The following is a 26,097-nucleotide window of genomic DNA, read 5'->3' on the forward strand; positions in this document are numbered from 1 at the left end:
GTTTGATTAAAAGTCTAAACCGCCTTCGCGAGCACCTTCAGCCAATGACTTGATACGGCCATGGTACAAATACCCATTACGGTCAAACACTACTTTTTCTACACCTGCAGCTTTTGCTTTCTCAGCAACCATAGTACCTACGGCTTTAGACTGATCTACTTTGTTGCCTGTTGCCGCAAATTCTTTCGAAATGCTAGAAGCAGACGCCAATGTTTTACCAGTAGTATCGTCGATTACTTGTGCGTAGATTGCTTTATTACTTCTGAATACGGTCAAACGTGGACGTGCAGTTGTTCCGGTCAGGTGTTTTCTAATTCCTTTTTTGATTCTCGCTCTGCGAGATAATTTACTTCCTGCCATCGTTATTATTTTTTAGCTGATTTACCTGCTTTTCTTCTTAACACTTCGCCAGCAAACTTGATACCTTTACCTTTGTATGGCTCTGGTTTGCGTAGGCTACGGATCTTAGCCGCTACTTGACCGATCAATTGCTTGTCAGTAGATTCCAACGTGATTGTTGGGTTCTTACCTTTATCGGCAGTAGTCGTCACGGTGATCTCTTTTGGCAGTACGAAAACGATCTGGTGCGAGAAACCTAAAGTTAACTCTAGTGTATTACCATTGGCAGCGGCACGGTAACCCACACCTACCAATTCTTGCGTAGTTTTGTACCCTTCTGTAACACCAACAACCATGTTGTTGATCAATGCGCGATATAGACCGTGCAAAGCTTTGTGTCTTTTTTGTTCAGTAGGACGAGTTACGACGATATTACCATCTTCTTGACTAATAGTAATGTCGCTATCTACCTGCTGTAGTAATTCTCCTTTTGGCCCTTTTACTGTTACCAGATTCTTATCTGATACAGTTACCGTCACACCCGCAGGGATGGCGATAGGCGCTTTTCCAATTCTTGACATTTCTTCGTGTTTTTCCTAGATTAATAAACGTAACATAAAACCTCACCACCAACGTTCTGAACGCGAGCTTCTTTATCTGTCATCACTCCTTTAGAAGTGGACAAGATGGCGATACCCAAACCGTTCAACACGCGAGGCATGTTTTCAACACTTGCATACTTTCTTAAACCAGGTTTACTCACACGTGTCAAGGTGCGAATAGCCGAGATTTTGCTAACTGGGTGGTACTTCAAAGCTACTTTGATCGCGCCTTGAGGACCTTCCTCTACGAATTTGTAATTAGCAATGTAACCTTTATCAAAAAGAACTTTAGTAATTTCTTTTTTAAGGTTCGATGCAGGAATTTCAACAACCCTGTGGTTGGCCTTGATGGCATTCCTTACTCGTGTAAGGTAATCCGCTATTGGATCTGTATTCATTATATAATAAAATTGTGACAACGGTTTCCACGGGCTAACCTTAGCTGCGGACCTGTTATCGGTACATAAAATTGCAAAGCAAATGCCCTGATAAGCTAATAATAAGCTTATCGGGGCAAAAGTAAAGATTTTTTTTAAATTACCAAGAGGCTTTTCTCACTCCCGGGATCTTGCCATCAAGAGCCATCTCACGGAAAGTTACACGAGAGATACCAAATTGACGCATATATCCTCTAGGACGACCAGTCAATTTACAACGATTGTGCAAACGTACTGGAGAAGCATTCTTAGGCAATTTGTCCAAAGCAGCATAATCACCGGCAGCTTTTAATTCTGCGCGTTTGTCTGCATACTTTGCAACTAATTTCTGACGCTTAATTTCGCGTGCTTTTACACCTTCTCTAGCCATTGTTGTTGGTATTTTGATTTTTGAATGGTAAACCGAATTGTTTCAATAACTCCAATGCTTCAATGTCATTGTTAGCAGAAGTCACGAAAGTGATATCCATACCTTGGATCTTGTTGATTTTATCAATGTTGATCTCCGGGAAGATGATCTGCTCAGTAACACCTAAGTTGTAGTTACCGCGACCGTCAAAACCTTTATCATTGATACCGCGGAAGTCACGGATACGTGGCAATGATACAGAGATCAAACGATCAAGGAATTCATACATGGTGTTGTCACGTAATGTTACGCGAGCACCAACAGGCATACCCTTACGCAATTTGAAGTTGGAGATATCTTTCTTAGATTTAGTAGATACTGCTTGCTGACCAGTAATCATTGTCAACTCTGCTACTGCATTGTCGATTAATTTCTTGTCTGCTGTCGCAGCGCCTACACCTTGAGATACAACAATCTTCTGCAGTTTAGGAACTTGCATCACGCTTTTGTACTGAAATTTTTCTTTCAGCGAATTACGAATTTCATCCGCATATTTCGCTTTTAATCTTGGTGCGTAAGTCATTATTTAATTTCCTCCCCTGATTTTTTTGCGTAACGAACAATTTTACCATCTTCATTAACTCGACGTCCTACGCGAGTAGGCTCTCCTGTTTTAGGATCGATCAAAGTCAAGTTAGAGATATTGATGGCAGCTTCCTTCTCGATGATACCACCGTTAGGGTTTGCTGCACTTGGTTTAGTGTGTTTTTTTACGATGTTAGCGCCTTCTACCACGGCTCTGTCTGCATCTACTAAGATTTGCAATACTTTACCTTGTACACCTTTAGAGTTACCAGCGATAACTTTCACTAAATCTCCTTTTTTAAGTTTGATTTTGTGACTAGTTGTTTTTTTCTTTTGTGCCATAATTATAAAACCTCCGGTGCTAGTGATACAATCTTCATGAACTGCTTCTCACGTAACTCTCTAGCAACTGGGCCAAAGATACGTGTGCCGCGTGGCTCATCGTTGTTGTTTAACAATACTGCAGCATTGTCATCGAAACGAATGTAAGAACCATCTTTACGACGGATTTCTTTTTTCGTACGTACTACTACAGCTTTAGATACTGACCCCTTCTTTACGTTTCCAGAAGGCATCGCGCTTTTTACGGTAACAACAATCTTATCACCGATAGATGCATAACGCTTGCGCGTACCGCCTAACACACGGATTACTAAAACTTCTTTAGCTCCAGAATTGTCGGCTACATTTAATCTTGATTCCTGTTGTAACATTACTTAGCTCTTTCTAAAATTTCAACCAATCTCCAGTTCTTTGTTTTACTCAGCGGACGAGTTTCCATAATTAATACCGTGTCGCCGATACCGCAGGTATTTGTTTCGTCATGAGCTTTAAATTTAGTAGTTTTTTTAACGAACTTACCGTAGATCGGGTGTTTCACTTTACGTTCAACCGTTACTACGATAGACTTGTCCATCTTGTTGCTAACTACTAAGCCGATTCTTGTTTTTCTTAAATTTCTTTCCATTTCGACTTTTAATTTATGCCTCAGAGGCTGTTTCCTGTGCTTTCGCTTCGTTTTTACGCTTAGAGATCTCTGTAGAGAGACGCGCAATATTTTTGCGAGCTGCTTTGATCACGTTAGGGTTTTCAACAGCTGAAACAGCATGTGCAAATTTCAATTTGTTAAGGGCTGCCTTCTCTTCTTTAAGTTGAGCTGCAAGATCCTCCTTTGATAATTCTACGATTTCTGAATTTTTCATCATGTCTAATTTTACCGGGTTATCGCTGATTTATAGAGTGGCTTGTGGGTAACGGCCACAAGCCCTAATCGTTGACATTACCGATGATTATTATGCTTCTACGTAATCTCTACGTATCACAAACTTGGTTTGAACCGGTAATTTCTGAGCAGCTAGGCGCAATGCTTCTTTGGCAATTTCCAAAGATACACCTTCTGCTTCGAATAACATCCGGCCTGGGCGTACAACTGCCACCCAATACTCAGGAGCACCCTTACCTTTACCCATACGTACCTCTGCAGGTTTTTTGGTAACAGGCTTGTCAGGGAAAATGCGGATCCATACTTGACCCTCACGTTTCATGAAACGAGTAACCGCGATACGCGCTGCCTCGATCTGACGACTGGTGATCCATGCTGGTTCCAATGATTTGATACCGAAAGATCCGAAAGCCAACTCTGCTCCACGAGTAGCGTTGCCTTTCATGCGGCCTTTCTGCATCTTTCTGAACTTCGTTCTTTTTGGCTGTAACATGTTCGTATTCTGTTTAAGTCTGCATCACGCAGACACTTACTTTAATCTAAATCAAATTATTAATTATCCTCTTTTAGCACCTGCGCCACCGCGGTTGTTGTTGCCACCACGTCCGCCATCACGACGTCCGCCACGAGCACCACCACGATTGTCACGACGATCGCCAGCACCTTCGTTGCCGCCGCGTGTTTTGGTGTTAGCGCCTTGTCCGATGTTCGGAGAAAGATCACGTTTACCATACACTTCGCCTTTACAGATCCACACTTTTACACCGATCTTACCATAAGTAGTCAAGGCTTCAGCTAATGCATAATCAATATCTGCACGTAGCGTGTGTAGAGGAGTTCTTCCTTCTTTGTACTGCTCGGTACGTGCCATCTCAGCACCACCTAAACGACCAGAACACATAATCTTGATACCTTCGGCACCCATACGCATCGTAGCTGCAATAGTTGTCTTCATGGCGCGACGGAAAGAAATCCTTGCTTCCAATTGTTTAGCGACACCTTCTGCTACCAACTTAGCGTCAAGCTCTGGGCGTTTGATCTCGAAAATGTTGATTTGAACATCCTTTTTAGTCAGTTTTTTCAACTCTTCTTTGATCTTATCCACTTCCTGACCACCTTTACCGATAACGATACCTGGACGTGCTGTATGGATCGTAACAGTGATGCGTTTAAGTGTTCTTTCGATAACCACTTTCGCTACGCCACCTTTAGCGATACGTACAGAAAGATATTTTCTGATTTTTTCGTCTTCAACTAATTTATCGGAATAGTTGTTGCCTCCGAACCAATTAGAATCCCATCCTTTGATGATTCCTAATCTGCTACCTATTGGATTTGCTTTTTGTCCCATTCTTGTATATAAATTAGTTGTTAACGTTTTTTAAACTATCTACTACCAAAGTCACGTGATTCGAACGTTTGCGAATTCTATAGCCACGACCTTGTGGAGCTGGGCGCAATCTTTTCAATTGACGGCCACCACCTACAGATACTTCTTTTACATACAAAGTGCTATCTTCTACTGTAGCGCCTTCATTACTAGTTTCCCAGTTTTTGATAGCCGACAATAATAGTTTTTCAACACGAATAGCAGCTTCTTTACCTGTATGTTTCAAGATGTAAAGAGCGTTTTCTACTTTTTCACCACGGATCAGATCCACTACCAAACGCATTTTGCGCGGAGAGGTAGGGCAGTTCAACAATTTGGCAGTAGAAGCTCCTCCTACTTGAGCTTTTTCCTGCTCTTTGCGCTGTCTAATTAAGACAGATTTTTTGAGTTTTTTTGTTGCTTCCATTACCTATTATTTTTTCTTTTCTGCGTGGCCTCTGAATGTACGCGTAGGTGCAAATTCACCAAGCTTGTGACCAACCATATTTTCCGTTACATAGACAGGGATAAATTTATTCCCGTTGTGCACTGCGAAGGTATGGCCCACAAAATCAGGTGAAATCATAGATCTACGAGACCAAGTTTTGATAACTGATTTTTTGTTTGTTTCATTCATAGAAAGAACTTTTCTTTCTAAGTTGTGATCGATATAAGGACCTTTTTTAATTGAACGAGCCATTATTTTTTCCTTCTTTCAATGATGTAACGATTCGATGTTTTCTTCTTGTAGCGTGTTTTGTAACCTTTCGCTAACACACCTGTACGTGAGCGTGGGTGACCTCCAGATGAACGGCCTTCACCACCACCCATAGGGTGATCGACAGGGTTCATAGCTACACCACGAACGCGAGGACGACGACCTAACCAACGTTTACGACCTGCTTTACCCAATACTTCGTTAGAACGCTCGGCGTTAGAAACCGAACCTACTGTAGCAACACAAGTAGAAAGGATCATACGAGTCTCGCCAGAAGGCAATTTGATAATCGCATATTTGCCATCACGCGCTGATAATTGCGCGTATGTACCAGCAGAACGAGCGATTGAACCACCTTGACCTGGATTCAACTCGATGTTGTGAATGATGGAACCCAAAGGAATTTTTGCCAATGGCAATGTATTTCCAATTTCTGGGGCTACTGACTCACCTGCTACTACAGTCATGCCTACTGTTAAACCAGCTGGAGCAAGGATGTAGCGTTTCTCACCATCTGCGTAGTGCAACAAGGCAATACGCGCTGTACGATTTGGATCGTACTCGATAGTAGCAACATTTGCAGGGATATCTTTTTTATCGCGTTTGAAATCTATTAATCGGTACACTTTTTTGTGTCCCCCACCGATATAACGCATAGTCATTTTACCGGATTGATTACGACCGCCTGATCTTTTGTTCGTTCCTACTGTTAACGACTTTTCAGGGACGTTAGTAGTCACATCAGAGTAGTCTGCACCAACTCTGAAACGTGTACCAGGGGTTACCGGTTTGAATCTTTTAACTGCCATTTCTTATTATAGTGTAGTGTAAAAGTCAATAGTATCGCCATCCTTTACAGTGATGACGGCTTTTTTGTACTTAGGAGCTCTTCCAGATACATTTCCAGCTTTTGTAAAACGGCTTTTAGCTTTACCTGCTACGACCATGGTATTCACGCCCACAACAGTTACACCAAACATCGCTTCGATAGCTTCTTTGATCTGGATTTTGTTAGCTCTATGATCTACTTTGAAAGCATAACGGTTTTGTTTTTCCGTAAAGATTGAAGCTTTCTCAGTTAAGACTGGTTTTTTGATAATTTCCATAATTACTTAGCGAATGCCTCCTCCAAAGTTTTTACAGAATCTGTCGTCAACACAAGTTTCGTTGCGTTCAATACATCATATGTATTCAACTCAGAAGCAACGATTACTTTTGCTTTCTTCAAGTTTCTGCTTGATAAATAAACATTGTTATTGTATGCTGGCAATACCAATAAGGTTTTGTCATCAGCAATGTTCAATGCGTTTACTAAAGCCAAGTAGTTTTTAGTTTTGATAGTATCGAAGTTTACTTCGTCCAATACCACGACATTATTCTCTTGTGCTTTGTAGCTCAACGCTGATTTACGTGCTAATTGTTTCAATTTTTTATTCAATTTGAAAGAATAGTCACGTGGTTGAGGACCGAATACACGACCACCACCATTGAACAAAGGAGATTTGATAGAACCCGCACGAGCACCACCTGTACCTTTTTGCTTGTGTAATTTGCGCGTAGAACCAGCGATCTCATTACGTTGTTTTGATTTGTGTGTTCCCTGGCGTTGGTTCGCTAAGTACTGTTTCACATCCAAATAGATCGCATGGTCGCTAGGTTTAACACCGAATACCGACTCAGGAAGCTGCACCTTGGCACCTGTTTCTTTTCCTGATAAATTAAATACGTTAATTTCCATCTCTCTCTACTTGTCTACGATTACATAAGAACCTTTGGCTCCAGGAATGGAACCACTAACCACGATTAGGTTTTGCTCAGGGTAAACTTTCAATACCTGAAGGTTTTGAACTTTTACTCTCTCACCACCTGTACGACCCGCCATACGCATTCCTTTGAATACGCGTGAAGGCCAAGATGAAGCACCTAATGAACCTGGTGCACGTAGTCTGTTGTGCTGACCGTGAGTCGCACCACCTACACCACCAAAGCCATGACGCTTCATTACACCTTGAAAACCTTTACCTTTAGAAGTACCGACTACGTCGACAAACTCGCCTTCTTCGAATAAAGTTACATCTACAGTGTCTCCTAGTGCTTTCTCATCTTCGAAAGTTTTGAATTCCACTAGTTTACGCTTAGGAGCCACTCCCGCTTTTGCGAAGTGTCCTTTTAGAGGAGCTGACGTATTCTTTTCCTTAGCATCATCATAGCCAAGTTGAATAGCAGAATAGCCATCTTTCTCTACCGTACGTATCTGCGTTACCACGCACGGCCCAGCCTCGATTACTGTACAAGGGATATTCTTCCCTTCTGTACTGAACAGGCTGGTCATTCCTACTTTTTTACCAATAATTCCTGACATGTTATAAAATAAATTAATTAAACGTCCATCGAAGCAGTAGGGCTTCGCTCAAGACACACTTCCCCCATTTAGGGTTTGCAAAGGTATACAATTTGTTATAACTATCAAATAGTTAGTGTATTATTTTTTAAAAGTTATTCTTCTTCCGCATTTCTGTCAATCAGTAATTTTCAGGGAACAGCCAATCAATTCAATAAAAATAAAATAAGATTACAAAAACATGCTGACATACTGTTGTCATTTTCGAGTTGTAGGTTTGCAGCATACATTTATCAATAACACATTATCATGAGCACATCACTTATCTCAAAACATGACCTATTAACCCATTGGCTTGGACATCGTAACCTGACGCGCCACGTCATCGAGAAGTTTCCAGAAGATCAATTATTCGCCTTCCATGTCGATAATATGCGGACCTTTGCGGATCTAATCAAAGAATTACTTAGCCTTGCTGTACCGGGATTGGAAGGCATCGTACATCAGGAAACTAAACCCTACGATCATGATTTGCCTTATAATACCAAGGAAGCATTATTGCAAGCGTGGGATGAGGCGACACCACAAATTGAAAAGTTGTTCCTACAAATCCCTGAAGAGCGCTTTCCAGAAGATTACAATTTATTTGGGCAGTACAATTTCCCCATCATTTATAACATATTATATTTTATAGACAACGAGGTACATCACCGCGGCCAGGGTTTCGTGTACCTACGCATGTTGGGGATCGAACCGCCTTTTTTCTGGGATCGTGAAAAGAAATAAGACTTTATAGATGAGTACGGATAGGAGCTTTGTTTGGCAAAGCTCCTATTTTTTAAAGCATACTTTCACGCCACTTTTGTTGGCTAGTGGCGATCAGCTCTCCTATTCTATCCCGAAGACTTGCCGGTTCGACGACCCTAGCCTGATCCGCAAACATCAAAAACCATCGTGCAAAATACTCTTCTAGATTGTCGGTCTGAAAATGCATTTCGACGGCATCTTCCAATACGGTTTCATGCGTAAATCCATAATTCACCCGATCCCAGTTTAGGTATCTTGCTATGGCATGATCCACTCGAATAATTACCGCTATTTTGGGGGCTTGATTTTTTTTCGCTAAATAAAAAGCTAATTCTTGATGCGCTTTCGCAAAGGAATCTGTCGTGAGTCTAATATAGTGTATTCTGTCCAATCGAAATTGACGATAATCTTGTCTGAGCTGGCAGTATGCCATGACGTACCAAAATCTACCTTCGATGAAGACACCAACGGGTTCGATGATGCGTTCATCAGGTGATCCGTTTGCCGGTTTTTGATATCGGATGTGTACACATCGCTTGGACACGATACTTTCTATTAACACGCTCAACCCATCTGGCACTTCTTGATTGAACACATTCTCCATTCCCTGCACCAGCAACTGCGTATGTGCTTCTTCCAAATGCTGTTTTTCGGAATACCGTAATAGCGCTTTCATCTTACTAATCGCCGTCGTAAAATTATGAGCTAGTTGTTTGTCGGTGTACTGACTGACTAATTTCTCTGCTGCCACGAAACTCAATGCTTCTTCTCGCGTAAACGGAATTGCCGGAAGTCGGAACTCGGGCATCATGGAATAGCCGGTGCCTGCTTCGCCATAGATCGGGATGCCTGCCTGCAGCAAGGATTGTACATCGCGATAGATGGTGCGCACGCTTACATTAAATCTATTTGCCAATTCCGACGAGGTGACGAGTCGTTTTGTCTGCAAATGAATATAAATGGATAATATCCTATCGAATCTTTTCTTGATATCTGACATGCTTCTCAAAGATACATATTAGTACCATGCTTCCACATTTGTTAAAAGATTGTTAAAGCATATATCCATTCTCAAAATGGCACAGATCTTGTAAATGAACTAGTATTCATAATTTAGGTTAATAATTGGTTAGTTAGTGAAACACCTGAAGTTCCCCGCTTCAGGTGTTTCTTTTTTTAGTCATATACCGTCTACCTTTGTTATAGTAAATAGAGTTGATAAGGTTTAGAAGGTTAATAGGGTTGATTCTTGAAGACTCGTTGTTTGCAAAAAGAATCAAGCTCAAAAATTGGAATATGTTGTGCTGCTCTATTATATCTTTTTTTTTAATACAAACAGAAAGCGGCGGCATCTTGAAAGATACCGCCGCTCGTCTTATTTAATCTCTAGAATTCTATCTTAGAACTGTCCTGTATTGAGCATAACTAAGGTGCATGCTTCTACTACTTCGATGCCTGCAGCTGTTGCCTTCTCGCTCAACTCCGGATTCTCCGTACCCGGATTCATAATCAAGCGCCTGGGTTTTGTATCCAGAATATAGTCGTAATAGACGGCTTGATTTCTCGGACCTACATACAAAGTAATCGTATCAATATCCGTATGCACTGTTTCTGCTGGTTCGATTTCTACTCCTGCTACTGATCCTTGTTTCAGTCCAACGTTGACGATAGTGTGGCCTTTGCGTGTTAGTTTATTCGCTACTAAGTATGAGTATCTTGCTGGGTTGGTGCTCGCGCCCAATATCAATGTTTTTTTCATCTTGTATCCAAGTTTATTTAGTTTACCAAATCGCCGTTTGAGTTGTAAGCGTTTTGTCTCAAAATAGGCATTTTCAGAATTTTATACAAGTCATCCAACTGATTTAAACTTCCGTTTGCCATATTAGTTAACAAAACAATGGTGATATCGTTTTTGAGATCGCGCACATATAAGCTTTTGAAGCCATGCCACCAACCAGTATGATATACAATGGGGTTGTTCGGCGGACTAAATGTACGCCAGCCGTAACCGTAGCTAAACAAACTACGACGTGCATCGCTACGTGCTACATAACTCGAATCTTGTGTTTCTTGTTTCAGCAAACGACCATCTCGCAAAGCGCGATCGAATAAAAATAAATCTTGCACGGTACTATATGCTCCCTTATCTCCTACTGGTCCATCCAAATAATTTTGCACAACCGATCTTCGCCAAGTTTTATCATGACCGATCACATCCGTTGGGATTTTTTCGTATACGGCACGAGAAAGAATAGCCGTGTTTTTCATTCCGGCAGGCTTGAACACATTTTCTTGCATGTATACCGCAAAATCTTGACCAGTCACTTTCTCCACGATCGAAGCCAACACCATGAAATTGGAATTGTTATAGTGGAAACGGCCATCTGGCGCTCCGTAGCGGTTGGGCTTATGTTCGGCCAATAAGGCCATCGCATCCATGTTACTCATTCCTTTCTTACGATCTTTCCAATGATCTTCGGAGAAATACACATAGTTGGGCAAGCCCGATCGATGCGACAACAATTGTTGTACGGTAACGCCAGGGAACGGGAAATCAGGAAAGAACTCCGTGACCGTCTGATCCAAGCGTAACTTGCCGGCCTCCACTAATTGCATCACCCCTACGCCAGTAAGTGGTTTTGAAACTGAAGCTAATTCAAACTTGGAGTCCATATGTAGACTGTCTTTCAGCAAGTAATTCGCCCAACCAAATGCATTTTGGTAAATGATTTTACCTTGCTTGGCCACGAGCACATTGCCATTGAAACCCTTTCGATGAAGATTGCGCATGAATTGATCAATCTCTGGGTCGGCATTCGCCGGATCGTACACCAGCGCAATACTGTCTAAATTGGCCTGCTTTTCTTCTGCTTGTGCTTGCTTCTCTTCCGAAGAAGCACAGGAAACTAATACGGATACACTGAATAATATAGAGGATAGAAAAAACTTCACGCTATGGTATTTGCTAAAAAATAGAGATAATAAAAAAAGCCACTTCTAATGAAGTGGCCTTAAATATAAGAAATCGAGTTACGCCAACAAACGAATTGGCGATTCGATCAAACTTTTTACAGTCTGTAAGAAGGCAGCGCCAGTTGCGCCATCTACTACGCGGTGATCACAGCCCAATGTAACTTTCATCACATTGCCTGCTACTACTGCGCCATTCTTAACGACAGGCACTTGCTGGATTGCTCCAACAGATAGGATTGCACCATCAGGTGAGTTAATGATTGATGTAAACTCATCGATACCAAACATACCTAAGTTGGATACGGTGAAGGTAGAACCTTCCCAATCCGATGGCTGAAGTTTTTTAGCTTTCGCTTTACCAGCGAAATCTTTTACTTCGGCAGAGATGTGTGATAGTGATTTGCCATCTGCAAAACGTACCACTGGTACTAATAGACCATCTTCTACCGCGATCGCTACACCGATGTTGGTATGCTCGTTGTATCTCACCTTGTCGCCTTGCCAAGAAGAGTTCACCGCTGGGTGTTTTTTCAAGGCTACCGCTACCGCTTTGATCACGATATCGTTGAAGGAAACTTTTACTGGAGCAACCTCATTGATCTGAGCACGAGCTGCCATCGCATTGTCCATATCCAAACTGATCGTTAGGTAGAAATGTGGCGCTGTGAATAATGACTCAGACAATCTACGCGCAATGGTTTTACGCATTTGATTCACCGGTTTCTCGGTATAACGCTCTTCGCCGATATACTGTGGAATGCTGATCGTGGTTTTCTCGGAAGATGCTGCTGGAGCAGAAGCTTCTTTAGCCGGTGCAGAAGCTGCCGCCGAAGGCGTAAAATCTTCTACATCTTTCTTCACTATACGGCCGCCTTCTGCAGAACCTTTTACCTGAGTCAGATCAATTCCTTTATCTTTTGCAATCTTGCGTGCCAAAGGAGAAGCTTTTACACGTGAATCATCCGATGATGATGTGCTTTCAGCACTTTCCTCTTTAGCGGAAGTATCTTCTTTTTTGTCTTCGGTCTTTTCTTCTTTTTTGTCTTCGGACGAAGATTTTGATGAAGAAGATTTCTTGTTCAACAATGGTTTGATGTCTGTACCTTCTGGACCGACGATCGCAATGATCTCATTCACCTGCGCAGCATCACCAGCTTCTACACCGATGTACAACAATGTACCATCTGCATAAGCCGTTACTTCCATTGTTGCTTTATCAGTTTCCACGTCTGCGATCGCATCATCAGATTTGATAGCATCGCCTACTTTGAAGTTCCATTGCGCGATGACACCTTCTTTCATGGTATCACTCAACAATGGCATCGTGATTACGGTTACGCCAAGATCTTCGGCAGTAACATCATCAGCAGCATCATCTTCTTCTTCCGTTTCTTCTTTCTTATCGGATGACTCTGATTTTGCTTCTTCTTTATCCTCCGATTTATCTTCTGATTTGCTTTCTTTCGAAGATGATCCGCCGTCTTTCAACAACGCTTCATAATCTTCGCCTTCTTCACCTAGAACTGCGATAACAGCGTCGATTTCTACTGCTTCGCCTTCTTTAGGACCAATATAAAGGATAGTACCTTCTTGGTAGGACTCGAAGTCCATCGTTGCTTTGTCGGTTTCGACCTCCGCGATCAAATCGCCAGAGTTTACTTTGTCGCCCACTTTTTTGTGCCATTTTGCGATAACCCCTTCGGTCATGGTATCGCTCATTTTGGGCATTTTTACTACTTCAGCCATTTGGTAGGATTCTAATCTATTTAGTTAAAGTAATTATATCAATTATTAATCCATAATGAATGGATAGTCTTCCTGTACGTAGACATCTTTGTAGATTTCAGATGCATCTGGGTATTCAGACTCTTCTGCAAACTTCACAGATTGTTCTACTTCTTTTTTCACGCCTTCTTCGATTTCTTTGAACCACGCTTCGTCTGCGTATTTGTTCTCTAAGATGGCATGTTTTACATTGATCAATGGATCTCTGCCTTTGTACTCTTCTAACTCGTCTTTTGTACGATATTTAGCCGGGTCAGACATGGAGTGACCTTTGTAACGGTAAGTACGAATTTCTAAGAATGTTGGTCCTTCGCCAGCACGTGCGCGCTGTACCGCTTCGTCCATGGCGTTGTGTACCGCTACTACATCCATTCCATCTACTGGTGCGCTTGGCATATCGAAGCCCAATCCCATTTTGTAGATATCTTGCATGTTGGTGGTCCGTTGTACAGAAGTTCCCATCGCATAGCCATTGTTTTCACAAACGAATACTACCGGTAATTTCCACAACATCGCCATGTTCAAGGTTTCGTTGAACGCACCTTGACGTACAGCACCATCACCCATGTAACAAATGTTTACATTATTCGTGCCCAAGTATTTTTCTGCGAATGCGATACCAGCACCTAATGGAATTTGTCCACCAACGATACCATGGCCACCCATGAATTTGTGTTCTTTGGAGAAGAAGTGCATAGATCCGCCTTTACCTTTAGAACAGCCAGTTGCTTTACCAAAAAGCTCGGCCATACAAGCATCTGCAGAAATACCTTTAGCCAAAGCATGTGCATGGTCACGGTATGCCGTAATCATGGAATCCTCTGGATTGATCACCGACATCGTACCCGCAACTACAGCTTCTTGACCGATGTACAAATGACAAAAACCACGAATTTTCTGCTGTCCATATAGCTGGCCTGCTTTCTCTTCAAATTTACGCATGAGCAGCATGGACTTATACCACTCTAGATAAGTTTCTTTCGTTATAGGTGTTGAACTCATTTCTAAGTATTGAATTTCTTATTATTCTGACTACAAATCTAATAATTAATCACGACATATGTGCCATAGCTTGTGCCAATCGTACGATATTATCCTAGAGAAAGTGAAGAACGGATTTTTTCAATCGCCGCAGCTTCGTCGAGGATCACTTGCTTCCCTGTCTTCATTTCTTTCACAGCGATGGTATTTGTATTTACTTCTTCCTCTCCTACTAACCAGACAAAAGGTATGCCTTTGCCATTCGCATAGCTCATTTGCTTTTTTAATTTTGAAGGTTCGGGATACATTTCGGCAGCGATTCCTTGCGCACGAAGACGATTCACCATCGGCAAAGTATGGCGCTCTAAGTTTTTCTCAAAGTTACAGATAAGCACTTGTGTTGTGGCAGAAGATTGTTCAGGAAATAAGCCTAATTCTTCCAACACATCGTAGATGCGATCCGCTCCAAAGGAGACGCCCACACCGGTTAGGTTTTTCAAACCAAACATACTCGTCAGATCATCATAGCGCCCGCCGCCACCAATACTTCCCATTTGCACTTCATTGGTCTTCACCTCAAAAATACAACCGGTGTAATAATTAAGACCACGTGCTAGTGTAATATCGACTTCTACAGCCTTGGAAAGTACTTCACCAGTGGTCTCCAAAGCGGCTATATACGCAAAAACTTCTTCTAATTCTGCTACGCCGGCTAAGCCAATGGGTGATGAGGCCAATACTGTTTTTAGGGCTTCTAACTTCTCTGTATTCGTACCAGATAATAGGATGATCGGTTCCAAAACCCTTAGGTCATTACCCGTAAAACCACGCTCCAGAAGTTCTTTGTTGACGCCTTCTAAGCCGATTTTATCCAATTTATCAATAGCCACCGTCATATCGACAATCAGTTCTGGCTTGCCAATCACTTCGGCAATTCCAGAGAGAATTTTGCGATTATTGATCTTAATATCGAAGTCCGACAAACCTAACGCGCGCAGCGCTTCGTGGTAAATGAGCACAAACTCGGCTTCGTTAAGTAAAGATGGGGAACCCACCACATCAACATCGCACTGGTAAAACTCGCGATAGCGACCGCGCTGCGGACGATCTGCGCGCCATACTGGCTGGATCTGAAAACGTTTGAAAGGTAACGTGATATCATTCTGATGCATCACGACATAGCGTGCAAACGGCACAGTTAGATCATAGCGTAATGCTTTTTCTGAAATCTGTGGAACGAGTTTTAGCGAATTTTTGTCTGCTAATAAATCTGCCGATGCTTTGGCCAAATAATCGCCCGAATTTAGAATTTTGAAGATCAAACGATCACCTTCTTCGCCATATTTACCCGTCAGCGTAGATAAGTTTTCAAAAGAAGGCGTTTGTATTTCGTTGTATCCGTATTTGCGAAAGATCGCGCGTAGTGTATTGAAGATATGATTACGCTTCTCCATCTCTACTGGAGAAAAATCGCGCGTACCCTTTGCCAGAGTAGGTTTTACTTGTGCCATGAGGCAAAGGTAATAGAAGAAAGTGATATGTAAAAAGGTTTAAGCAACGAAGAAGGTCGCTTTATACCACATCTAGAATTTTGAGGTGCTCGCAGGCTTTTTCTGCAGCTAGTTTTTCGGCGCTTTTCTTATTGAAATCACGACCTACACCACACTCTTCACCGTCAACCATCACACGTACGGAAAACATTTTTGCGGTTTCGCCTTCTGGGTTTGCGGTAGGTTCGAAGAATACTTCTTTATTATTATGCTGGCACCATTCGATAAGACGGCTTTTGAAATTTGTCTCCGTCATTTCCAAGGTATGGATATCCACATGCGCTTTTACGATGCGCTCCAATAATAGTTCACGCGTAAATTCATAGCCTTTATCGAGATATACTGCGCCAATTAGCGCTTCAAATGCATCTCCAAGTAATGAACCTTGCTTGGCAGAAAAATGAATTAAACGCTTATCGTATTCGATCAATTCGTTCAAACCGAGCTTCCGAGAAAGCTGGTTGAGGTTGGCACGAGACACAATTTTGGAGCGCATCTCCGTCAAAAAGCCCTCTCCTTTGTAAGGATACAACTTAAATAACAGTTCTGCAATCACCGATCCCAAAACGGCATCACCCAGAAACTCTAATCTCTCGTTGCTATTTTTCACCCCTTCTTTGATCGCTACCGCCACCGACTTGTGCCTGAAAGCCATCTGATAGAGTTTGATATTGCCAGGTACGAATCCCAGTATATTCTTCAGCTTCTTGTAGTATTTCCGTTTGGGAGAAAGGTATAATTTGTAAACGTTGAGCGCCATGCACGATCCTTGAAAAGAAATAGGTAGTCTCGTTTCGAAGACTACCTACCAAATTCTTTATTACTTGTATAATACAATAACCATTACGCTTTATACTTTTTGACAATGATAGAAGCATTATGCCCTCCAAATCCAAAAGTATTACTAAGAGCGACATTAACAACCCGTTTTTGCGCTTTGTTAAAGGTAAAATTCAATTTACTATCGATCTCTGGATCATCGGTAAAGTGATTGATCGTCGGTGGGACAATATCGTTTTGCACGGCTAGAATTGAAGCAATAGTTTCTACAGCACCGGCGGCACCCAATAGGTGGCCCGTCATCGATTTTGTAGAACTCAAGTTCATTTTGTAAGCGTGCTCACCAAATAGACCAAGAATAGCCTTTGGCTCACTTAAATCTCCAACTGGAGTCGACGTACCGTGAAGGTTGATATAATCAATGTCTGTAAAATCAAGTTCTGCATCTTTGACAGCCATCTCCATAGACAATTTTGCACCCAATCCTTCAGGATGTGAAGCCGTGATGTGATGAGCATCAGCACTCATACCACCACCAACTACTTCAGCATATATCTTCGCTCCGCGCGCTAAAGCATGCTCAAGGCTTTCTAAAATGATGGCACCAGAGCCTTCGCCCGACACAAATCCGTCACGATCTTTATCAAACGGACGTGAAGCCGTTGATGGATCATCATTACGTGTAGACAATGCATGCATCGCATTGAAACCACCAATTCCCGCTTCGTTAACTGTGGCTTCGGAACCACCAGTGATAATAACGTCTGCACGACCTAAACGAATGTAGGTGAATGCATCAATCATTGCATTGGTTGCTGAAGCACAAGCAGAAACTGCTGAAAAGTTGGGTCCGTGAAGACCATAACGCATTGAAATATGACCAGGAGCTATATCAATAAGCATCTTAGGAATGAAGAAAGGATTAAAACGTGGCGTTCCATCACCCTTCACATAGTTTGCTACCTCTTCTGTAAAAGTCGTCAAACCACCAATACCTGCTCCCCAAATTACGCCAATTCGATTTCTGTTTAATTTCTCAAAATCCAAATTAGCATCCTTTACCGCTTCGTCTGTAGATGCGATGGCATATTGCACAAACGGATCTACTTTTCGTGCTTCTTTTCGATCCATATACTTATGCGGATCGAAGCCCTTTACTTCACAAGCAAATTGGGTCTTGAATTTTGATGCATCAAAATGTGTAATAGGAGCAGCGCCACTTACACCATTTATCAAACCATCCCAATATTCTGAGACGGTATTGCCAATAGGTGTAAGTGCGCCTAATCCTGTAACAACTACTCTTTTAAGCTCCATTAATTATGCTTGGCCTAATAAAAATGTTAGTTAACGTTCTTTTCTAAATAACTGATAGCTTGACCAACTGTGCTGATGTTTTCTGCTTGATCGTCTGGAATAGCAACGTTGAATTCTTTTTCAAATTCCATGATCAACTCAACAGTGTCAAGTGAGTCTGCACCCAAATCGTTTGTGAAAGAAGCTTCAGGTGTAACTTCATTTTCATCAACACCTAATTTTTCAACGATAATAGCTTTTACTCTTGATGCGATATCTGACATGATTCTCTAATTTAATTGTTTAATAAATCTGTGCAAAGAAAAATAAATTTACTCAAATATCAAACTCTGATTTTGAGAAATACAAATAAAGAACAATTCAGCCGTGCTGTTGTTTTACAGGAAGTGTCTTTCACAGACTATAGACATTCAATTATAGGCAATAATCCATGATTTTGCAACTTAAAGTTACCTAAACAATCAAATAATATAAATATAAACCACCGAAGTAAAACGGTTCATCGCGAAAATAGTACCTTTGCATGTCCACCAAATGTTGACAACGTGTGAGTAAAATTACGTTCAAACTAGAAACTGACTTTGACCTCGAGCTGGATTTTGTACTGATTGGCATCAGTTCTACCCTACGCGATTATCGGTTATGCCATTTTGTAAACAAGCATACTAACTTGCAGCTTACCCATGGGAAGGAAGATTATATTGACCACAAAGGTATCCCAAAAGAGAAGTCACGCAATGAAATGGACTATCATATTATCTATGAGCAAAAACGAGGTAAGTCCACAACCACTCAACATTTTAAGACATTTAGGTACATCAATAGCACATACGATCACGAATATTATCTGATCAGTAATCGAGGTGAAGAAGGAGGCTTACTCATACCAGAGGCTCCTAATTTTGATTATTTTATTCTGATCAAACATTTTATCGATCAAGATGATTTAAAAATTTTAATCGAGAGCTTAAAGAGTGTCGCAGATATACTCCTAGTAAAAGAAATAGATCCAATAATATTGAAATCCAAAGAAAATCTGATATTTTAGCGATTTATTAAAGTGTAATTGATACACTTACATAGCAAGCGATTGCAAGACTTCTATCTTACTTTCACAGCTATTATTACAAGAATTGATTTAAAGAAACATAAATATAAAGTAAATGGAAAAGCTCAAAAAGCGCACCAAGATTGTCGCCACAATAGGCCCTGCTTCAGCCAACAAGGAAGTTTTGACTCGTTTGATTGCTAAAGGTGTCGATGTATGTCGTCTTAATTTCTCTCACGGTGCGCAAGAGGATCATTTGAAAGTGATCAACACAATCAATGAGATCAATCAGGAAAATCCATTTAATGTTGGTATCCTAGCCGACCTTCAAGGCCCGAAAATCCGGATCGGAAAAATGAAAGAAGGTGGTGCTATTTTGGTGAATGGTAGCCGTGTAGAAATCACTACTCAGGAGAAAATCGGCGACGAGAATAGTATTTATATTACATACCAGAACTTCCCGAACGATGTGAAGGAAAATGAGGTTATCTTGTTGGACGATGGTAAATTACAACTTCGTGTCATCTCTACCAACCGTAAGGATACGGTAACTTGTACGGTAGTACATGGTGGTATTTTGACTTCTCGTAAAGGTGTAAACCTTCCAAATACAAAAGTATCTATCCCTTCTCTAACAGAAGAAGATTTAGACAACTTAGATTTTGCCTTAGATCACGGTGCAGACTGGATCGCGATGTCATTCGTACGTTCGGCAGATGATATCATCCAATGTAAAGAAATCATTGCTAAGAAAGGTTCTCAGGCGAAAATCATCGCTAAAATCGAGAAACCAGAGGCCATCGAAAACATTGACGCGATCATCGCAGAGACAGATGCTATCATGGTAGCGCGTGGTGACCTCGGTGTGGAGCTTCCAATGGAAGAAGTACCAGGTTTACAAAAAATCATCGTACAGAAATGTCGTGATCTTTCTAAACCCGTAATCATCGCAACACAAATGTTAGAAACGATGACCACTACGCCACGCCCTACACGTGCAGAAGTAAATGACGTAGCGAACTCGGTATTGGATGGTGCAGATGCGGTAATGTTAAGTGGAGAAACTTCAGTAGGTGAATTCCCAGAGATCGTAATCGAGACCATGGCGAAAATCATTACACACGTAGAATCTACTTCGTACCCATATTATAGCGATAAAGATAATGGGGAATCAGTAAACATCACGAAAGTGGCTGATGCGATCTGTAACAGTTCTATCTTCTTAGCAGAAAAAACAAATGCGTCTGCGATCGTAGCAATGACTTCATCTGGATACACTGCATTAGAAATTGCAAGTTTCCGTCCGAATGCAGATATCTATGTATTCACTGGCAACAAAAAATTATTGACTATGCTTAGCTTAGTTTGGGGCGTGCAGACTTTCATTTATGAAAAATTTGAAAGTACAGACGGTACGATCCAAGATGTTAATGATTTGCTAAAAGAGCACAAATTGGTAAACCCTGGACAGATCGTGATCAACACATCTTCTACACCACTTCATGCTAAAGGCAGAACGAATACAATCCGCGTTTCTGAAGTTCAGTAATTCGAGATATTCGTATTATAAATACTATATTTAAGCAGTCACCAAGGCAAACCTTGGTGACTGTTTTAGTTTAATGTGGTTTTCCTTATGATAATTCGCTGCGCTGAACGCTGTTAAATTGTGTTAAAGTCCCTACAGACCGCATTTGCCTAATTATTTTTGCAACTATGAAGAAGAGAAGTATTACGTTAATCATCTGGTTCATGTCTATTGCACTACTCGGTGTGATGGCCATGCAATACTTCTTTATCCGCCAATCGTACATCCAGAAATCTCAAATCTTTGATGAGAGTGTCAAGGCTTCTTTGTCGGTCGTAGCCAATAAGATAGAACGCCAGGAGGTATATGAATACACGAATAAACAAGCGAAATTAAATCAGAAAAAATTTGCAGAAGATCAAAAAATACAACGGGAAAAAGAGATTATCCTAGCCGAGCAAATTGCATTGCAGGATGAGATCAACAAGCTTAGGGTAAAGAACTTTGATGCGCGCGACCGCTATAGAAACGAAGAGGAAGATCTAAAACGGAATTTTCCAAATGCTGCATACGTGAGCAATACCTTCTTCGAAACCTATGTACGAAGAAAAGATTATCATCATTTAATTACCTTCTCAATCGAGAAAAGCTACGATATTTTAGATCCGACTTTACCCACAATTTCTACCGTGGTGGGCGCCAGCAAACGCATTGCCGAGGTAGCAGGTCGCGATGATAGTACGCGTTTCATCATTCCGATTGTGAATGATGCCACGCTGCAAGTGCACTCTTTTGCTTGGGCCACTTTGCCGCCTACGGAAGATGCGGCTACGCGAATGCGTTTGCAGGAAGTCGAGCAAAAACTGAAAGATCTGAATTACCGAAAGCTTTCGGTTGCGACCAACTTATACGATACGATCGCCATTTTAGGTGGAAAAGACAATAAAGTGATGGAGGATATCACCGCCAGCATAGCGATGTCCAAGCGTCCACTGAAAGAAAGGATCAAAACAGATCTAGCGATGCATTATCTGCAGGAAGAATTATATAATCGCGGCATTGTGTCTCCGTTTTTAATGGAGATTCGATCCAGCCCGAGTGCCCCACTTATCATTCAGGCTGCATCTCAGATGGACAATGAGGATCTCTTGCCCATAAAAGATGTTGTCGGTTACAGTACCGCACTCTTTCAAGGTGATCAAGGAAAATCACCGGGCTTGCTCTCGATCTATTTCCCCTACAAAGACAGTCATATCGCCAGCAACATGACCTTTATGGTGATTGCCGTGCTGGCTTTGCTCTCCTTATTAGTAGGTTGTTTTGCCTATACGCTAACCATCATTTTTAGACAGAAAAAGATCTCTGAGATGAAGACCGATTTCATCAACAATATGACGCACGAATTCAAGACGCCTGTCGCAACCATCATGATTGCCAGCGAATCGCTACGTGATAAAGAGATCGCATCCAATGAAAATCGGGTAGCCAAACTCGCTAATATCATTTATGATGAGAATGTACGCTTAGGTTCTCATATCGAGCGCGTACTTAACATTGCGCGCTTAGAAAAGGAAAATCTGAATATCGAGCGCACCAAGGTGCACATGAATGCGTTAGTATCCAATGTACTAGAAAGTATGCATCTACAAATGGATAAAGCCGATGGCACCTTACAGGTAGATCTAGCGGCGACGCAAGATGTGGTGATTGGTGATGAATTACATCTTTCTAATGTGATCTTTAATTTGCTGGACAATGCCATCAAATACAGTAAGGACACACCGCACATCACCGTTAAATCCATCAACACGAAACATAGCATTACCATTTCGGTAGCAGATAAAGGTGTGGGCATGTCTAAGGAGCATCAGGAAAAGATCTTTGAACAATTTTACAGAATACCAACCGGTAACATTCACAATGTAAAAGGTTTTGGATTGGGGCTGAGTTATGTGAATAACATTATTAAGATCCTACATGGCAAGATCTCTGTAAAAAGCGAAAAAGATAAAGGCACACAATTTGAGGTGACATTACCACTTCATGCTACCAACAGCACAAGCTAAGCTTGATTATCAATACATATTAAAACGAACTTATGTCTCAAAAAATACTACTAGCAGAAGACGATCCCAACCTAGGCGATCTCTTAAAAGATTACCTCGAACTCAAGGGAAAGTTTGACGTTGTGCTGTGCAAAGACGGCATCGAAGCACTGGAAGCATTCCGCAAGGGCGAATTTGATCTGTGCATCTTCGATGTGATGATGCCTAAAAAAGACGGATTCTCATTGGGCAAAGATATCCGCAAGGTGGATCAAACCGTACCAATTATCTATGCTACAGCCAAAGGCATGATGGAAGACAAGACACAGGCCTTTGAACTGGGTGGCGATGATTATATCACCAAACCATTTCGGGTGGAAGAATTATTGTTGCGTATCAATGCACTCTTAAAGCGCTCGTCTCGTGATAAAGACGACGAAACGCCAGACAAATTTGAAATCGGAGGATATTTCTTTGACTATACCAACCAAGTGATCTCGTACAAAGGACAACAGCAGAAATTATCTACCAAAGAAGCGGAGTTATTACGTTTACTTTGCTTGAAAAAGAATGATGTGCTCACACGCGAAGAAGCCTTGGTGAAGATCTGGCACGATGACAATTATTTCACCGGTAGAAGTATGGATGTGTTTTTGAGCAAGCTTCGCAAATACCTGAAAGAAGATCCGAATGTAGAAATTGTCAACGTTCATGGCAAAGGATATAAACTTTTGGTAAGCTAATCCATTTTTCATTGCTCTTTTCGCAAGAAATTTGGAATTTATACATTTGTTACATAAGTTTGTGGTGCTTATAGAGAAAGGCAGAGGGAATAGACCCGTTGAAGCCTTGGCAACCTGTCACTTGGACAAGGTGCTACATTCTACTCTTACCCTGTACGGGAGCGATAAGAGAAAGATAAGCTGAAGTCACTGTTTCTGGTGCCTTTCTCTGATAGCAAAGTATTACATCCGAAAAAAATTAGAGAAATAAAACTATGTTAACGACAAACAACTTAGGTTACCCAAGAGTAGGACCTTTCCGCGAATTGAAAAAAGCGAACGAGGCATATTGGGCAAAAAAAATTAGCCAAGAAGAACTTCTACATACCGCAAAAAGCATCCGTGAAGCCAACTGGAAATTGCAACAAGACAATGGCTTTACTTTAATCCCTTCGAATGATTTTTCATTCTACGATCAAGTATTGGATTTGTCTCTTACCATTGGCGCTATTCCTGCGCGTTACCAGTCGCTTTTGAACAAAATCGATGGCGATTACAGCTTAGACCTATATTTTGCTTTGGCAAGAGGTTTCCAAGCAGAAGGTGTGGACGTGACGGCGATGGAGATGACCAAATGGTTTGACACCAACTACCACTACATGGTGCCTGAATTCACCAAGAATCAGGAATTCAAATTAACTTCTGAAAAATTCTTAAAAGAATACAACGAAGCTAAATCATTAGGTATCGAGACCAAACCGGTATTGATTGGCCCAATCACATACCTTTTACTGGGTAAAGAAAAAGAAGAAGGCTTTGACCGCATCGACCTAATCGAGCGTTTGTTGCCAGTTTACGAAGAGATCGTTTCGAAATTAGCCGCTGCTGGTGCACAATACATCCAGATTGATGAACCGTACTTGGCGTTGGATATCGACGAAAAAGTGAAAGGTCTGTACAAAACAGTATTCGAAAAATTGAATGCTGCAGCGAGTAACACCAAATTGATCGCAACTACGTACTTCGAGGCACTAAGAGACAACGAAGATTTAGCACTAAACCTACCAGTTCACGCATTACACATTGATTTGGTACGCGGTGAAGATCAATTGGATACCATCTTAGCAAAAGTCCCTACTTCGCTAACGCTTTCATTAGGCGTGGTAGAAGGACGTAACATCTGGAAAAACGATTATGAGAAATCGTTAAGCAAGATCCAACAAGCGGTAGATGCATTGGGTAAAGACCGCGTTTGGGTAGCTCCAGCTTCTTCCCTATTGCACGTGCCATTTGATTTGGAAAACGAGACAAACGAAGAATCACTTCCTGCTGAGGTTAAAAACTGGTTAGCATTTGCTAAACAAAAATTAGCGGAGGTAAAAGACCTAGCAACATTGGCTGATGGTGATGTTGATGCAGAAACACAGAAACGTTTTGAAAGCAACAAAGCAGCTGCAGAAAGCCGGCGCACTTCTCCATTAATCCACAAACCAGAAGTAAAAACACGTACAAGCAACATCACCGATGACGATGCAAAACGTACTTCGGTATTTGCAGACCGTAAGGCGGCGCAACAGGAAAAATTCAATCTTCCGGCGTTTGCGACCACGACTATTGGTTCATTCCCACAAACGAAAGACGTGCGTAAATGGCGTGCCGATTTGAAAAAAGGCGCTATTTCGCAGGAAGAATACGATAAAGCAATTGCAGAAGAAACAGAAAACACGATTCGCTTGCAAGAGCAGTTGGATATCGACGTATTAGTACACGGTGAGTTCGAGCGTAATGACATGGTAGAATATTTCGGCGAGCAATTAGCTGGCTATGCCTTTACGCAATACGGCTGGGTACAATCTTATGGTTCTCGTTGTGTAAAACCTCCGGTTATTTATGGCGATGTGTACCGTCCAGCAGATATGACGGTACGTTGGTCTGCTTACGCACAATCGTTGACAGAACGTCCAGTAAAGGGCATGTTGACGGGACCAGTGACGATCTTGCAATGGTCATTCGTTCGTAACGACCAACCACGCTCTACCACGACTTACCAAATCGCGTTGGCGATCTTGGACGAGGTACAAGCGTTAGAAAAAGCAGGTATCAAAATCATCCAAATCGACGAGCCAGCTATCCGTGAAGGATTACCTTTGCGCAAAGCAGATCAAAAAGATTATTTGAATTGGGCTGTACGTGCGTTCCGCGTGTCTTCATCCAATGTAGATGATGATACACAGATCCACACGCACATGTGTTACTCCGAGTTCAACAATGTGATTGAGGATATCGCAGCGATGGACGCAGACGTTATTACGATCGAGACTTCTCGTTCGCAAATGAAATTGTTGAATGCATTTGCTGGTGATTTCAAATATCCGAACGACATTGGCCCAGGTGTTTACGATATCCACTCTCCACGCGTGCCTAGCACCGAAGAAATGGTGGAGCTATTGCGTAAAGCAAAAGACGTAGTACCAGCGGAACAATTGTGGGTAAACCCTGACTGTGGATTGAAAACTCGTGCTTGGCCAGAAACCAAAGCGGCGTTGGAATCGATGGTAGAAGCGGCCAAAATTTTACGTGCTGAGTAATTCTTCGCTCG

At 41.7% G+C, this 26,097-nt stretch carries 32 protein-coding genes and 1 riboswitch; of the genes, 6 read left to right on the forward strand and 26 right to left on the reverse strand.

Annotation, left to right across the window (positions count from 1 at the left end):
• Nucleotides 1-6: 6 nt before the first annotated feature.
• From rplR to rplC, 17 genes are all read right to left on the reverse strand, one after another.
• Entirely contained in the window at nucleotides 7-360 is a 354-nt protein-coding gene (rplR, locus tag GKO22_RS01835; RefSeq protein WP_066754773.1) for a 50S ribosomal protein L18, read from the reverse strand.
• 5 nt (nucleotides 361-365) lie between these two features.
• Nucleotides 366-920 (reverse strand): 50S ribosomal protein L6, encoded by a 555-nt coding sequence (gene rplF / locus GKO22_RS01840; protein ID WP_166332413.1) that lies wholly within the window; start codon nucleotides 918-920, stop codon nucleotides 366-368.
• Between the two features lie 20 nt (nucleotides 921-940).
• The gene (rpsH, locus tag GKO22_RS01845; RefSeq protein WP_066754768.1) at nucleotides 941-1,339 is read right to left on the reverse strand and encodes a 30S ribosomal protein S8; all 399 of its coding nucleotides are present in this window, start codon (nucleotides 1,337-1,339) and stop codon (nucleotides 941-943) included.
• Nucleotides 1,340-1,478: 139 nt separating this feature from the next.
• Nucleotides 1,479-1,748 carry a 30S ribosomal protein S14 gene (gene rpsN / locus GKO22_RS01850; RefSeq protein WP_066754762.1) on the reverse strand — a complete coding sequence of 90 codons (270 nt, stop codon included), beginning with the start codon at nucleotides 1,746-1,748 and terminating at the stop codon, nucleotides 1,479-1,481.
• Nucleotides 1,741-2,310, reverse strand: a complete 570-nt coding sequence (gene rplE, locus GKO22_RS01855) for a 50S ribosomal protein L5 (RefSeq protein ID WP_116776325.1) — start codon at nucleotides 2,308-2,310, stop codon at nucleotides 1,741-1,743. Before rplE ends, rpsN begins: the two co-directional genes overlap by 8 nt.
• Entirely contained in the window at nucleotides 2,310-2,654 is a 345-nt protein-coding gene (gene rplX / locus GKO22_RS01860) for a 50S ribosomal protein L24 (protein ID WP_116776326.1), read from the reverse strand. Before rplX ends, rplE begins: the two co-directional genes overlap by 1 nt.
• 2 nt (nucleotides 2,655-2,656) lie before the next feature.
• Nucleotides 2,657-3,025 (reverse strand): 50S ribosomal protein L14, encoded by a 369-nt coding sequence (rplN, locus tag GKO22_RS01865; protein WP_116776327.1) that lies wholly within the window; start codon nucleotides 3,023-3,025, stop codon nucleotides 2,657-2,659.
• Nucleotides 3,025-3,279 carry a 30S ribosomal protein S17 gene (gene rpsQ / locus GKO22_RS01870; RefSeq protein WP_066754754.1) on the reverse strand — a complete coding sequence of 85 codons (255 nt, stop codon included), beginning with the start codon at nucleotides 3,277-3,279 and terminating at the stop codon, nucleotides 3,025-3,027. Before rpsQ ends, rplN begins: the two co-directional genes overlap by 1 nt.
• Before the next feature lie 13 nt (nucleotides 3,280-3,292).
• Nucleotides 3,293-3,514, reverse strand: coding sequence for a 50S ribosomal protein L29 (rpmC, locus tag GKO22_RS01875; RefSeq protein ID WP_116776380.1), 222 nt, complete (start codon nucleotides 3,512-3,514; stop codon nucleotides 3,293-3,295).
• Nucleotides 3,515-3,604: 90 nt separating this feature from the next.
• Nucleotides 3,605-4,027: a 50S ribosomal protein L16 gene (rplP, locus tag GKO22_RS01880; RefSeq protein ID WP_116776328.1), complete on the reverse strand. Its 423-nt coding sequence runs from the start codon at nucleotides 4,025-4,027 to the stop codon at nucleotides 3,605-3,607.
• Nucleotides 4,028-4,090: 63 nt separating this feature from the next.
• Nucleotides 4,091-4,885 carry a 30S ribosomal protein S3 gene (gene rpsC, locus GKO22_RS01885; protein ID WP_066754748.1) on the reverse strand — a complete coding sequence of 265 codons (795 nt, stop codon included), beginning with the start codon at nucleotides 4,883-4,885 and terminating at the stop codon, nucleotides 4,091-4,093.
• A 13-nt stretch (nucleotides 4,886-4,898) separates the two neighbouring features.
• Entirely contained in the window at nucleotides 4,899-5,330 is a 432-nt protein-coding gene (gene rplV / locus GKO22_RS01890) for a 50S ribosomal protein L22 (protein WP_116776329.1), read from the reverse strand.
• A 6-nt stretch (nucleotides 5,331-5,336) separates the two neighbouring features.
• Nucleotides 5,337-5,603 (reverse strand): 30S ribosomal protein S19, encoded by a 267-nt coding sequence (rpsS, locus tag GKO22_RS01895; RefSeq protein WP_002997495.1) that lies wholly within the window; start codon nucleotides 5,601-5,603, stop codon nucleotides 5,337-5,339.
• Entirely contained in the window at nucleotides 5,603-6,430 is an 828-nt protein-coding gene (gene rplB / locus GKO22_RS01900; RefSeq protein ID WP_166332414.1) for a 50S ribosomal protein L2, read from the reverse strand. The genes rpsS and rplB overlap by 1 nt, the downstream gene beginning before the upstream one ends.
• A 6-nt stretch (nucleotides 6,431-6,436) precedes the next feature.
• Nucleotides 6,437-6,727 carry a 50S ribosomal protein L23 gene (gene rplW, locus GKO22_RS01905; protein ID WP_166332415.1) on the reverse strand — a complete coding sequence of 97 codons (291 nt, stop codon included), beginning with the start codon at nucleotides 6,725-6,727 and terminating at the stop codon, nucleotides 6,437-6,439.
• A 2-nt stretch (nucleotides 6,728-6,729) separates the two neighbouring features.
• The gene (rplD, locus tag GKO22_RS01910; protein ID WP_166332416.1) at nucleotides 6,730-7,359 is read right to left on the reverse strand and encodes a 50S ribosomal protein L4; all 630 of its coding nucleotides are present in this window, start codon (nucleotides 7,357-7,359) and stop codon (nucleotides 6,730-6,732) included.
• A gap of 6 nt (nucleotides 7,360-7,365) precedes the next feature.
• Nucleotides 7,366-7,983, reverse strand: coding sequence for a 50S ribosomal protein L3 (gene rplC, locus GKO22_RS01915; protein ID WP_066754740.1), 618 nt, complete (start codon nucleotides 7,981-7,983; stop codon nucleotides 7,366-7,368).
• A gap of 288 nt (nucleotides 7,984-8,271) precedes the next feature.
• Between rplC and GKO22_RS01920 the strand changes: the two genes are divergently transcribed.
• A complete protein-coding gene (locus GKO22_RS01920) occupies nucleotides 8,272-8,748 on the forward strand; it encodes a DinB family protein (RefSeq protein ID WP_166332417.1) in 477 nt (158 codons plus the stop codon).
• 52 nt (nucleotides 8,749-8,800) lie between these two features.
• On the opposite strand, the gene GKO22_RS01925 is transcribed toward GKO22_RS01920, so the two are convergent.
• The 9 genes from GKO22_RS01925 to GKO22_RS01965 form a co-directional block, all read right to left on the reverse strand.
• Nucleotides 8,801-9,769 carry a helix-turn-helix transcriptional regulator gene (locus GKO22_RS01925; RefSeq protein ID WP_166332418.1) on the reverse strand — a complete coding sequence of 323 codons (969 nt, stop codon included), beginning with the start codon at nucleotides 9,767-9,769 and terminating at the stop codon, nucleotides 8,801-8,803.
• A gap of 399 nt (nucleotides 9,770-10,168) precedes the next feature.
• Entirely contained in the window at nucleotides 10,169-10,528 is a 360-nt protein-coding gene (locus GKO22_RS01930) for a CoA-binding protein (protein ID WP_166332419.1), read from the reverse strand.
• A 17-nt stretch (nucleotides 10,529-10,545) separates the two neighbouring features.
• A complete protein-coding gene (locus GKO22_RS01935; RefSeq protein ID WP_166332420.1) occupies nucleotides 10,546-11,721 on the reverse strand; it encodes a serine hydrolase domain-containing protein in 1,176 nt (391 codons plus the stop codon).
• A gap of 78 nt (nucleotides 11,722-11,799) precedes the next feature.
• The gene (locus GKO22_RS01940; protein WP_166332421.1) at nucleotides 11,800-13,488 is read right to left on the reverse strand and encodes a dihydrolipoamide acetyltransferase family protein; all 1,689 of its coding nucleotides are present in this window, start codon (nucleotides 13,486-13,488) and stop codon (nucleotides 11,800-11,802) included.
• 45 nt (nucleotides 13,489-13,533) lie between these two features.
• Nucleotides 13,534-14,529, reverse strand: coding sequence for a pyruvate dehydrogenase (acetyl-transferring) E1 component subunit alpha (pdhA, locus tag GKO22_RS01945; protein WP_116776338.1), 996 nt, complete (start codon nucleotides 14,527-14,529; stop codon nucleotides 13,534-13,536).
• An 89-nt stretch (nucleotides 14,530-14,618) separates the two neighbouring features.
• A complete protein-coding gene (gene hisS, locus GKO22_RS01950) occupies nucleotides 14,619-16,019 on the reverse strand; it encodes a histidine--tRNA ligase (protein WP_166332422.1) in 1,401 nt (466 codons plus the stop codon).
• Between the two features lie 61 nt (nucleotides 16,020-16,080).
• On the reverse strand, nucleotides 16,081-16,818 hold the full coding sequence (gene rnc / locus GKO22_RS01955) for a ribonuclease III (protein WP_166332423.1): 738 nt from the start codon (nucleotides 16,816-16,818) through the stop codon (nucleotides 16,081-16,083).
• Nucleotides 16,819-16,901: 83 nt separating this feature from the next.
• Nucleotides 16,902-18,155, reverse strand: a complete 1,254-nt coding sequence (gene fabF, locus GKO22_RS01960; protein WP_166332424.1) for a beta-ketoacyl-ACP synthase II — start codon at nucleotides 18,153-18,155, stop codon at nucleotides 16,902-16,904.
• Nucleotides 18,156-18,181: 26 nt separating this feature from the next.
• Nucleotides 18,182-18,418: an acyl carrier protein gene (locus GKO22_RS01965; protein WP_085472507.1), complete on the reverse strand. Its 237-nt coding sequence runs from the start codon at nucleotides 18,416-18,418 to the stop codon at nucleotides 18,182-18,184.
• Nucleotides 18,419-18,702: 284 nt separating this feature from the next.
• On the opposite strand from GKO22_RS01965, the gene GKO22_RS01970 reads away from it, so the two are divergent.
• The 5 genes from GKO22_RS01970 to metE all read left to right on the forward strand — a co-directional run bounded on the left by GKO22_RS01970 (nucleotide 18,703) and on the right by metE (nucleotide 26,086).
• Nucleotides 18,703-19,203 (forward strand): IPExxxVDY family protein, encoded by a 501-nt coding sequence (locus GKO22_RS01970; protein WP_166332425.1) that lies wholly within the window; start codon nucleotides 18,703-18,705, stop codon nucleotides 19,201-19,203.
• A 115-nt stretch (nucleotides 19,204-19,318) separates the two neighbouring features.
• Complete coding sequence (gene pyk / locus GKO22_RS01975) at nucleotides 19,319-20,752, forward strand: pyruvate kinase (protein ID WP_166332426.1); 1,434 nt, start codon at nucleotides 19,319-19,321, stop codon at nucleotides 20,750-20,752.
• Between the two features lie 167 nt (nucleotides 20,753-20,919).
• Complete coding sequence (locus GKO22_RS01980; protein WP_166332427.1) at nucleotides 20,920-22,797, forward strand: sensor histidine kinase; 1,878 nt, start codon at nucleotides 20,920-20,922, stop codon at nucleotides 22,795-22,797.
• A gap of 32 nt (nucleotides 22,798-22,829) precedes the next feature.
• Complete coding sequence (locus GKO22_RS01985) at nucleotides 22,830-23,519, forward strand: response regulator transcription factor (RefSeq protein ID WP_166332428.1); 690 nt, start codon at nucleotides 22,830-22,832, stop codon at nucleotides 23,517-23,519.
• A gap of 65 nt (nucleotides 23,520-23,584) precedes the next feature.
• Nucleotides 23,585-23,690: riboswitch (SAM riboswitch) on the forward strand.
• Nucleotides 23,691-23,773: 83 nt separating this feature from the next.
• On the forward strand, nucleotides 23,774-26,086 hold the full coding sequence (gene metE / locus GKO22_RS01990) for a 5-methyltetrahydropteroyltriglutamate--homocysteine S-methyltransferase (protein ID WP_166332429.1): 2,313 nt from the start codon (nucleotides 23,774-23,776) through the stop codon (nucleotides 26,084-26,086).
• The last annotated feature ends 11 nt before the right edge of the window (nucleotides 26,087-26,097 follow it).

Origin of the sequence: Sphingobacterium chungjuense, assembly GCF_011316935.1 — a bacterium.
GTDB classification, from domain to species: Bacteria; Bacteroidota; Bacteroidia; order Sphingobacteriales; family Sphingobacteriaceae; genus Sphingobacterium; species Sphingobacterium chungjuense.